General features: G+C 65.4%; 7 protein-coding genes. 4 read left to right on the top strand and 3 right to left on the bottom strand.

All coding sequences use genetic code 11. From position 1 onward, the window contains the following. Window positions 1-75 precede the first annotated feature (75 nt). The 3 genes from VFO93_RS21955 to VFO93_RS21965 all read right to left on the bottom strand — a co-directional run bounded on the left by VFO93_RS21955 (window position 76) and on the right by VFO93_RS21965 (window position 5,585). Entirely contained in the window at window positions 76-948 is an 873-nt protein-coding gene (locus tag VFO93_RS21955) for a type IV toxin-antitoxin system AbiEi family antitoxin (RefSeq protein ID WP_325136524.1), read from the bottom strand. Between the two features lie 103 nt (window positions 949-1,051). Further along, the gene (locus VFO93_RS21960; RefSeq protein WP_325136525.1) at window positions 1,052-2,635 is read right to left on the bottom strand and encodes a hypothetical protein; all 1,584 of its coding nucleotides are present in this window, start codon (window positions 2,633-2,635) and stop codon (window positions 1,052-1,054) included. 121 nt (window positions 2,636-2,756) lie between these two features. Next, window positions 2,757-5,585, bottom strand: coding sequence for a TonB-dependent receptor (locus VFO93_RS21965; protein WP_325136526.1), 2,829 nt, complete (start codon window positions 5,583-5,585; stop codon window positions 2,757-2,759). A 156-nt stretch (window positions 5,586-5,741) separates the two neighbouring features. Here VFO93_RS21965 and VFO93_RS21970 point away from each other — a divergent pair, with 156 nt between their 5' ends. The 4 genes from VFO93_RS21970 (at window position 5,742) to VFO93_RS21985 (ending at window position 10,898) form a co-directional block, all read left to right on the top strand. After that, a complete protein-coding gene (locus VFO93_RS21970; RefSeq protein ID WP_325136527.1) occupies window positions 5,742-6,575 on the top strand; it encodes an alpha/beta hydrolase in 834 nt (277 codons plus the stop codon). A 111-nt stretch (window positions 6,576-6,686) separates the two neighbouring features. Further along, a complete protein-coding gene (locus tag VFO93_RS21975; protein WP_325136528.1) occupies window positions 6,687-9,158 on the top strand; it encodes a PAS domain-containing protein in 2,472 nt (823 codons plus the stop codon). A 42-nt stretch (window positions 9,159-9,200) separates the two neighbouring features. Continuing rightward, a complete protein-coding gene (locus VFO93_RS21980) occupies window positions 9,201-9,623 on the top strand; it encodes a response regulator (protein WP_325136529.1) in 423 nt (140 codons plus the stop codon). 105 nt (window positions 9,624-9,728) lie between these two features. Then, window positions 9,729-10,898, top strand: a complete 1,170-nt coding sequence (locus VFO93_RS21985) for a hypothetical protein (protein WP_325136530.1) — start codon at window positions 9,729-9,731, stop codon at window positions 10,896-10,898. Window positions 10,899-10,905: the final 7 nt, after the last annotated feature.

Here is a 10,905-nt window from a genome sequence, read left to right on the forward strand (position 1 = left end):
GGCGGCCCAGCTTGCGCTAGCCCGGCTACCCGGCACTTGGTATAAGCAGCTACAAACCCCGTTGCCGGGCGCGCTTTAGCCTACCAGCTCGGTCAGGTAGCGCGCCCGTAGCTCGTGGGCCAGGGCTGCTTCCTCGGGCTTTTGGCTGGCCAGCAGGTCGGCGTAGGCCAGCAGCGGCGGCACGCAGTCCGCATCGCCGGCCGCGTGAAAACCGGCCGGGGCGAAGGCATTGAGCAGCTCAATCGAGCCTTTGGGCGCGGGCACCAGGTCGAGCTGCTGCACCAGCGCGGGGCGCGGCAGCTGGCTGTAAATAGTGGCGCTGGCTGGCAGCGCGGGGCAGCCCAGCAGCCGGCGCGCGGCTACCTCGCCGCCCCACAGGCAGCCGGCGGGCAGGGCGCGCTGGCTCCAGGTGGCCAGGGTGGCGGGGTGGCGCGGGCGGTAGCGCTGCGCATTGAGGCGGCGGCGCAGGGTGCCGGCGTAGTGCGCCAGCCAGTAGTGGGCCGGGGCGGGCAGCCGCAGGGGGCTGGTGCCCGGGGCGCTGCCTTCGGCCCAGTAGCCCTGGGCGGCCAGGCGGCCCAGCACCTGGCGCACGGCGGCCACCGGCAGCTGGGTGTGCGCCGCCAGGCGGGCGGCCGGGCCGCCCGCCAGCTCGGGCCGCAGCACCAGCTGAAACAGCAGCCGCAGCAAATGCACGTGCCACGCTGGGCTCGACACCAGCAGCGGCGCGCCGGCCTCTGGTAGGCCCGGCTGGTAGCCGGCGGCAGGTGGCGGGCTACCAGCCGTCGGCGCGGGCGCGGAAGCAAGCGGCGCGGCCGCCTGCCACACCTGCGCGCCGGCCTGGCTGGCCGACCAGGTCCAGGTGGGGGCGGCCAGGCAGTAGGGGCGGGCGGGCGCGGGTGGGTTCTGCGCCGAGGAAGTAGCTAGCGTAGCCACAAGTATAGAATTCAAGGAAAAAATGAGCCGCCCCGCGCCAAACAAAAAGCCAGGGCTGCGGGGCAGCCCTGGCTTCTGGCATTCTGGCAGTGTGGTGCTGAGGCCGCAGCGCGGGCGCTTAGTAGTCGGTGTTCTGGGGGTCGAAGTTGGTCCAGCCGCTCAGCCAGTTGGTGGCACCCGAGGCGTTGGGGTCGGCCAAGGCACCGATGTGGTTGACCTTCGAGAAGAAGGAATCGCGGAGCTTGGTGTCGCTGAAGCTGGCAGGCGCTACCGGGGCGGTAGCCGGCGACACCGTGACGATGGGCGAGGCGGTGCGGGGCAGGAAGCTCGGGGCCGTGAGGTTGAAGGGATTGAGCAGCTGCACGTTGTCGGAAGTGGCGTAGCGGCGGTTGGCGTTGCTCTTAAACCAGGTGAGCGGGCCCACGGCCGCGTTCCAGGCCGACGAGTCGCTGCTCATGGTGCTGTTGGGGGTGAGGCTGCCCGCGCCGCCGCCCGGCCCTACGTACAGGATGCTGCGCTGGCCGCCGGTGGAGTTGGAGCCCACCAGCGCGCCCGCCACGATGTTGTTTTTGAAACGGGCGCTGTCCTGCACCGTGGGGCTGGTAGAGGCCAGCGGCGCAATGTTGCTCGCCGTGGGCGCGCCGTCGATGAGGATATTGGTGGGGAAGCCCATGAACACCGAGTTAAAAATGCTCTGGGCCGAGTTGCGGCGAATGTGCGCGCCGGCCGTGTACTGCGGGCTGTAGCTGGGGGCGCTCGGGTTCAGGATGGGGCCTACCAGGGTCATGTTCGAAAACACGGCCGATGTCTTGGGCTTGTTGTTCGTGGCGCTGGCGTCGTTGTCCGACTCAAACGCCTTCGAGCCCGACTGGTCGGCCTGCTGCGGGTCGCGCAGCGCAATGCCAAACTGCACCTTGCCCGAGTAGCCGTTGTCGGTGTCGAAGTCGTCGTCGAAGCAGCGCAGCGACACGAGGTACTTGGCATCTACGGTGCCGCCAAACCACTCAAACGAGTCGTCGCCCGAGTACGAAACCTGGATGTGGTCGATGACGGTGCCGTTGCCCACGCCGGCCAGCGTCAGGCCGTTCACCTCGTTGTTGGGCGAAATGGCTACCCCGCCAAACTCGATGCGCACGTATTGCAGCATCCCCGAGTTGTCGGCCACGGCTGTTGGGTTGGCCGGGTTCACGTAGGCGCTGCCGTACTGGGTGGTGGGGCCGCCCTCGATGGTGGGGCGCACGCCGTTCACGACCGAGTTGGTGGGCGCGTTGCCCGCGATAATCACGCCGCCCCAGTCGCCGTAGTTGCGCGCGCCCTTGGCTTGGTTGGACGTGAATACGATGGGCCGGGCCGCCGTGCCCACCGCCATTATTTTGGCCCCCGGCTCGATGATGAGCGTGCCCTTGCTGTCCTTATCGCCCAGAATAACGGTGCCCGGCTCGATGGTGAGCGTAGCGCCGCTGCGCACGTACACGAAGCCCTTGAGCAGGTAGCGGTTGCTGGCCGTCCAGGTGGTGTTGGCGGCAATCCCAGTATTGCCAGGCTGCACCGTCACCACGGGCAGGCTGCTGGTGCCCCCGGTGGGCGGCAGCGAGGTGCCCGTGCCCGTCATGTTGGGGGCGGGCGTGATGTCTTTCGTTGAGCAAGAGGCCAGGCCAACCAGCGTGGCGAGCAGGGCAACGGAAAGGGTATTCTTTTTCATGCTGAAAAAGCGTGAGTGAGTTTTGAGTTCTGAGTTATAAATTTTGGGTTAAGTAATTTTAAATCAGAACAGAGCATCTACAGCTCAACACTCCTGACTCAAAACTCTTAACTGCCGCAGGCTACGGCACCGGCGTGGCCGGGCGGGGCTCGAGGCTAAAGCGCAGCCCCACGGTGTAGTAGGTGCCGCGGCGGTAGTTGCTGAGCGAGGGGTCGGCGGCAGTGTACTTGCCATCGCGGGCATAGTCCTGCACCAGGTTCACGCGCTGGTTCAGCAGGTCTTGCACACCGGCGTTCAGCGAGAGGCCGCGACCCAGGGTTTTGGTCAGCGAGAGGTCTACGGTGTGGCGCGGCAGCTCCACCACGTCGGGGTACTGGTCGCTACCGGCAAACAGGATGCGGGGGCCAAACACGTTGTAGAGGGCCGTCACCTGCCACGAGTTGTCGGGCGTGTTGAAGTAGAGGCCGCCGTTGTACACGTAGGGCGACTGGCCTTGCAGGGCGCGCTTGTTGTTCCACACCACCACGTTGTCGCCCAGGTTCACCTGGCTTTTGATAAGCGAGGCGTTGAACACCAGCGACAGGTTTTTGAGGCGCTCATTTACAAACTCCAGGTTTTTCTTGAGGTCCAGCTCCACGCCGTAGGCGTAGGCGCTCGGGGCGTTGGTGAAGGTGTAGGCCAGGTTGGTGGTCGGCACTATCACGTTTTCGATGGGGTTCTGGAAGTTCTTGTAAAACGCCCCCACGTGCACCAGCTCGCCGGCCGAGGGGTACCACTCGTAGCGCAGGTCGTAGTTGTCGATGCTGGCTACTTTCAGCGGCGCGTCGGGCCGCAGGTAGAGCGAGCCGTAGTTGAGGGCGCTGAACTCGAAATCGTAGAAGAAGAACGGCGCGGCTTCGCGGAACTCGGGGCGGTTGAGGCTGCGGCCGTAGGAGGCCCGCACCAGGTTGGTGGCGTTGATGTTATAGCTGAAGTTGGCCGAGGGCAGCACGAAGTTGGTCGGCACGTTCTGAGTTACCGGCTGGCCGTTGAGGCCCGTTTCGATAAACTGCCGGTTGTGCTCGTAGCGCGCGCCGGTCACCAGCTTCAGCTTGTCGGTCAGCGGGATGTTGAGCGACAGGTAGAACGCGCCCAGCTCGTTGCGGGCGGCGTAGCGGTAGGTCGAGTTCAAGTCCTCATCCAGCCGGTAGCCGTCGTAGCCGATATTTTGGGGCGCGAAGATGTTGCCCACGTTCTCGTTTTTGAGGCCAGCCATGCCGCCGCTGTTCAGGGAGTAGCCGAAGGCGCGGGCGTTGAACGAGCGGCGGCGGTATTCGAGGTAGGTGCCGGTGCCGATTTCGACCTTGCGGTCGGCCACGGCCACGGTGCGCTTCAGGTTAGCGTTCAGCGTGAAGATGTGCTCACTCAGCTTCTGGTAGAGGCGGCCGGCGTTGTTGACGTCGACCTGGCCGGCGGCGGGCGTCAGGGCCGTTTGGATTTCGGCAGTCTTGTCGGTGCCGGGCGTAATCTGGTAGCTCAGGCGGCGCAGGTCGGGCTCGTTGCGGGCCGAGTAGCCGTAGCCGCCCACCCAGTCGAAGCTCGTTTTTTCGTCGGCGGCCTTGTGGGTGCCGGCCAGCTGGCCGGTGTAGGTGGTGCGGCCCTGGTAGCCTTGCAGGTAGCTGCGGCGGGTGGGGGTGCCCTTGTCGTCGGCGCCGTCGCGGGTCACCTGCTGGTTGCGGGCCTGCTGGCTGAATAGGTTGCGCAGCTCAAGGCGGCCGCCGTGGGGCAGCACGAGGCTGAAATTCTGAATGGCCCCGAGGCGAATGTTCTGCGTCGACTGGTCGTCGCGCAGCTGGTCGGTGCGCTGCTGCGAGGCGTCAAACACGTTGCGGTTGACGTTGAAGCGCGTGTAGGTATTGGTGTAGTTGACGGACGACACGCTGCCGATTTCCAGCCCGGCCACCTTTATTTGAGTCAGGTAGGCGGCGTTAAAGCGCATGTCGGGCATGGCCTTGGTCTTGAAAATCCCGAAGTTGTTGTCGAGCTGCCGGGCGTAGAAATCGCGCTCGTACTGCTGGTAGGCGGTGCTCAGGGGCGGCATGCCGTTGGGCAGGTCGCGCTTGGTAGCGCCAAAGCCGAACACGTCGCCCGCCTGCGGCCGGTCGGTATAGAAATCCTGGCCGGTAGTGCCCTGGCGAAAGCCCGCCGAGTAGTTCACCGTAAACTGCTTCTCGTTGAAGATGGGTTTGCGGATGTACACCTTCACCAAGCCACCGGCAAAGTCGCCGGGCAGCTCGGGCGAAGGGTCTTTGAACACCAGCACGCGGTCGATGAGCGAGCTGGGCACGATGTCAAACGAAAACGACTTGCGGTCCGTTTCCGAGCTAGGCGCGGTTACATCATTGAGCCACACCGTATTGTAGCGGTCGCTGAGGCCGCGCACCTGGATGAAGCGGTTGTCGACGATGGTGACGCCCGGAATGCGGCGCACTACCTCGGCCGCGTCGCGGTCCTGGGTTTTCACAATCTGCTCCGACGAAATACCGCTCACCACCACGTTGGCCTGCCGGATTTCGTTGATAACCGATACCTCCGTGTTGGTGCGGCGCACGCCGCTCACGGTTACTTCGCCGAGCTGGGTGTTGTCCGGCGAAAGCTGGCCGTTGAGGGTAGTGGTTTTGCCGGCCGCGACCACTACGTTGGGCAGCGTCAGCGACTTGTACGACACCGACGAGATGATAACCGTGTAGGTGCCGGCCGGCACGTTGGCAATCAGGTAGTGGCCGTTTTCGTCGGTCGAGGCGGCGAGCGTCGTGTTATCGAGCCGCACCGTACCGCCAATGATGGCTTCCTGGTTTTTGGCGTCCTTGTAGGTGCCTTCGAGGCTGCCGGTGGCCTGGGCCCACGCCGCCGACAGCGACGTAACACTCAGCAGCAGCGCAAAAAATAATTTGGTAAGGGTTCCTTGCATAGCGGCCACAAAATTCCTGGGGGCCTGTTGCCGCAAAATCACGCCTGTGTTACCAAATGAATTTCAGATGAGCAAACGATGAATGATAACCCAGCCGTAACATGGCCGGCGCGGGCGGGCCGCGCCGGCGCCCGCCCGCGCCCTACCTTGCCGGGCATGAAAGCCTTTCTCGCACTGTGTCTGCTACTAAGCCTGCTGCCGGGGGGCCGCGGCCGGGCCTGGGGCCAGGCCCGGCCCTACGGCCACAACCCCGCCGCCGGCCACTACCAGCTGGTGCGCGGCGTGCGGCTGTACTACGAAGCCTACGGCGCGGGGCCGCCCCTACTGCTGCTGCACGGCAACGGCGACAACCTCGGGGCCTGGGCCAGCAACATTGCCTACCTGGCCCGGCACCACCGCGTGCTGGCCGTAGACAGCCGCGCCCACGGCCGGTCGGCAGACCCCGGCGACTCGCTGAGCTTTGAGATGATGGCCGACGACATGGCCGCGCTGCTCACGCAGCTGCGCCTCGACTCGGCCGACGTGGTGGGCTGGAGCGACGGCGGCATCACGGCCCTGGTGCTGGCCTTGCGCCACCCCCGCAAGGTGCGCCGGCTGGTAGCTACCGGGGCCAACCTCTCGCCCGACTCGCTGGCCCTGACGCCCGCGCTGTGGCGGCAGCAGCAACAAGGGTATCAGGAAAACAAGCACACCGTCTTTACCGACCCCAAGCGCCGCAACGACTGGAAGGTGTTTCAACTGGATGTGTTTCAGCCCAATGTGCCGCTGCCGGCCCTGCGGCGCATCAGCGCGCCGGCCTTTATCGTGGCCGGCGACCGCGACGTAATTACCCTGGAGCATACGGTGGCCATCTACCGGCACCTGCGCCGCGCCCGCCTCTGGGTGGTGCCCGACTGCGGGCACGCTACCCTGCAAGAGCACGCCGGGGAGTTTAACCAACAGGTAGAGGCTTTTTTGCAGGCAAAAAGCATTCCGGCCCTGCCGCACTAGCGCCAGCTGTATTCGTTGGATATGATTAAAATCATTTTTACCTAACTGGCAAAATCTTAACTTTTAAGCTTTATCGCTAGTACAGCTAACCACGTCCTTTCCCCCTGTTTCATGCCCCCGCCTACCCCCACCCTGCCCGCCGAGCAGCCTGGCCTCGATGCGCTGCTGCGCACGCTGCTCGACGCCTCTACTACGGGGGTGGCGCAGCTCGGGCCGGTGTACGCGGCTGGCCTGGGCGAGGAGCTGCTGGACTTCTCCTACGAGCGCCTCAACCCGGCCGCCCAGCGCCTGCTGGGCCTGCCCGAGCACCCGGCCACCTCGTACCGGGCGCTGGCCCCCACCGATGCGGCCGGGCTGGCGTTTTTGCGGGCCACGTTTTTGTCGGGCGCGGCGGGGCACCACACGCTGGCGGGCTACACGGCCGCCGGCCAGCCCTACCGCCTGCGGGTGGCCGGCCAGCGCGTGGGCGAGCGGCTGGTGGCCAGCCTCACCCCCGAGGCGCCCCTGGCCAGCCTGCCCCCGCCCGCGCCGGCCCAGTGGCCACAGTTGCTGGAGCAGGCCCCGGTGGCCATTGCGGTGCTGCACGGCCCCCGGCACCGGGTAGCCCTGGCCAACCCCGCCATTTGTGCGCTGTGGCGGCGCACCCACGAGCAGGTGCTGGGCCGGCCGCTGTTTGAGGTGCTGCCCGAGGCCGCCGGCCACGGCCTGGAAGAACTACTGGCCGAGGTGCTGGCCACCGGCCGGCCCTACGTGGCCCACGAAACGCCGTCGCGCTTTTTGCGCGGCGAGGCGGCCGAGCCAGTGTATCTAAATTTTGTGTACCAGCCGCTGCACCAGCCCGATAACCTGCCGGCCAGCGTGCTGGTAGTGATGAGCGACGTGAGCGAGCAGGTGCGCGGCCGCCTGCGCACGCAGGAGCTGAACACCGAGCTGCGCGCCGTAAATGAGCAGCTGCACCAGCTAAACCAGGAGCTGGAGTGCCGGGTGGCCGCGGGCGTGCGCGAAGCCCAGGCTGCCCACGCCGAGGCCGAAACCCAGCGGCAGCGGCTGGCCCGCTTTTTTCAGCAGGCCCCGGCCGCCATTTGCGTACTCGACGGGCCCGACCTGGTGTATGAGCTGGTGAACCCCGGCTACCAGCAGTTTTTTCCGGGCCGGCAGCTGCTGGGCCGCCCCCTGCGCGAGGCCGCCCCCGAGCTGCTGACCCAGCCCACCTACGCCTGGATGCGCCAGGTGTACGACACCGGCCATTCGCACGAGGGCCACGAGGTGCGCCTGTGCGTGAATGGCCCCGGCGACGAGCAGCCCACCGAGCACTACTTCAACTGCGTGTACCAGCCCCGGCACGACGAGCAGGGCCGCACCGACGGGGTGCTGGCGTTTGCCCTCGACGTCACCACCGAAGTGCGCGCCCAGCAGCAGGTAGCCGCACTGCAGACCGAGGCCCGCGCCGCCGCCGAGCGCCTGGCGCAGGAGCGCGAAACGTCGTACCAGGTATTTGAGCAAACGCCCGCCGCCGTGGCCCTGATGTGGGGCCCGGCGCACCGCTTCGAGTACGTCAATGCCGCGTTCAGCCGGCTGTTTCCGGGACGCGAGCTGCGCTACCGCTCGCTGGCCGAGGCCCTGCCCGAAGCCGAGCCCCAGGGCTTCGTGGCCGTGCTCGACCAGGTGTACCGCACGGGCGAGGCGCTCGTGGCCGACGAGGTGCCGCTGACCATTGCCCGGCCCGCCGCCCCCGCGGAGCACACCGAGTACTTTAATTTCGCGTATCAGCCCTACCGCGAAAGCGGGCAGACGCTGGGCGTGTCGGTGTTTGCCTACAACGTGACGGCGCAGGTGCTGGCCCGCCAGCAGCTCAGCCAGGCCCTGGCCACGCTGCAACAAACCAACGGCCAGCTGCGGCGCACCAACGTAGACCTCGACAACTTTATTTATACCGCCTCGCACGACCTCAAAGCGCCCATTGCCAACATCGAGGGCCTGCTGCTGCTGCTGCGCGAGCAACTGCCCGCCGAGGTGCGGCAGGCGGGCCTGGTGCCCCGCGTGCTGGGCATGATGCAGGGTGCCATCGAGCGCTTTCAGGTTACCATTGCGCAGCTCACCGATATTGCCAAGCTGCAGCAGGCCCACACCCAGCCGGCCGAGGAGGTAGACCTGCGCGCCCTGGCCGAAAACGTGCGCCTCGACCTGGCCCCGCTGCTCGAAGAGGCCCACGCCGAGCTGCACGTCAGCCTCGACTCGTGCGCCACCATTTCCTTTGCCCCGCAGCACCTGCGCAGCATTTTCTACAACTTGCTCACCAACGCCATCAAGTACCGCCACCCCGCCCGGCCGCTGGTCGTGCACCTGCGCTGCCGCTCCCAGCCCGGTGCCATCTTGCTCGAAGTGCACGACAATGGCCTGGGGCTGACGCCGGAGCAGCAAAGCAAGCTGTTCGGCATGTTTCGCCGCCTGCACGCCCACGTGCCGGGCTCGGGCATGGGCCTCTACATGGTCAAGCGCATCGTCGAAAACGCGGGTGGCACCATCGAGGTGCAAAGCCAGCCCCACGCGGGCTCTACGTTTACGGTTTCCCTACCCGCCTGATATGCTTACCCTTATAACCTTTCCTGCTTCATTTTCCCGGATATGCAAAAGCTAGCCAGCGTTTTACTTGTAGACGACGACCCGACTACCAACTTCCTGCACGAGCAGCTGCTGCTGAGCCTGGGCGTGACCGAAGAGTGCCTGGTGGCCGAAAACGGCGCCGAGGCCCTCATCTTGCTGGCCGATACCCAGGCCGACAAGGCCGCTGCCTGCCCCGACCTCGTGCTGCTCGACGTGCACATGCCCGTGATGGATGGCATCGACTTTCTCGAGGCCTATATGCAGCCGCCCCAGCGCCCCCCCGTCGTCATCATCCTCACTACCTCGGTGCACGCCCGCGACCAGGCCCGCATGGCCGGCCTGCCCGTGGCCGACTGGATAAACAAGCCCCTGACGCGCGCCAAAGTCAACGATATTTTGCAGCGGCACTTCCAGCGGCAGCTCCCCCCCGAGGAAGCCGACTAGCGGCTTCTTATCTTCTTTTCAAAGCATTTATTACCAATAATTTGCGCTGGCATGCGGCCGGCTTTGCGCCCACAGGGCGCGGGCCGGCCGCGTATCTTTGGGCTAATGCCTTTGCTCGAAGTTACCTCCGCCGCCCAGCGCCAGCAGTTCTACGACCTGCCGCGCCGCCTGCACCACGCTGCCCCCGCCTTTATCAATCCGCTCGACAACGAGGTGGAAGCCGTGTTCGACCCGGCCAAAAACAAGCTATTTGCCGCTGGCGGCGAGGCGCAGCGCTGGCTGCTCACGGATGCGGGCGGCGAGGTTATCGGGCGCATCGCGGCCTTTATCAACCCGCTCACCAGCACCACCGACCCCGAGCTACCGGCCGGCGGCCTGGGCTTTTTTGAGTGCATCAACGACCAGGCGGCGGCCAACCAGCTCTTCGATGTGGCCTGCCAGTGGGTGCGGGCGCGCGGCGTGCTGGCCGTGGATGGCCCCATCAATTTTGGCGACCGCGACCGGTTTTGGGGCGTGCTCATCGATGGTTTCGAGCACGAGCCGAACTATGGCATGTTCTGGCACCCGGCTTATTACCAGCAGCTGTTTGAGAGCTACGGCTTTCAGCTCTATTTCAAGCAGTACACTTGTTACCGGCCGGTAGCGCAGGTGCTGCACCCCAGCTTCAATAAGAAGCTGACCGAGCTCACGGCGGCGGGCTACATCTTCACCCACGCCCGCAAGGCCGAGCCCGAAAAGCTGGCCCGCGATTTTCACCACGTCTATAACCTGGCCTGGGGCAAGCACGCTGGGGTGCAGCCCATGACCCTGGAGCAGGCCCGCACTATCGTGCAGGAAATGAAGCCCGTGATTGACGAGCGGGTGCTGGCCTTCGCTTACTATAACGAAGAGCCGGTAGCGTTTTTCATCAATATCCCCGAGCTAAACCAGGTGTTCAAGCACATCGGCAAGCGCCTCGACCTGGTGGGCAAGCTGCGCTTTGTGTGGGAGCAGTGGCGCTACGCGCAACGCGCCGACAAGAAAATTCTGGGCATCATTTACGGCGTAGTGCCTGCGCACCAGGGCAAAGGCGTAGAAAACGCGCTCATTATGTCAACCCAAAATGCCTTCCTACGCGCTGGCTACACCGACATCGAGATGAACTGGATTGGCGACTTCAACCCGCGCATGCTGGTGGTCACGCGCAGCATTGGCTCCAAAATCATCAAAACCCACGCCACCTACCGCAAGCTGTTCGTGGACCGCCCGTTCGAGCGCTACCCGATTATCCGGTGAGGCGTTT

The organism is Hymenobacter sp. (genome assembly GCF_035709525.1).
Lineage (GTDB): Bacteria > Bacteroidota > Bacteroidia > Cytophagales > Hymenobacteraceae > Hymenobacter.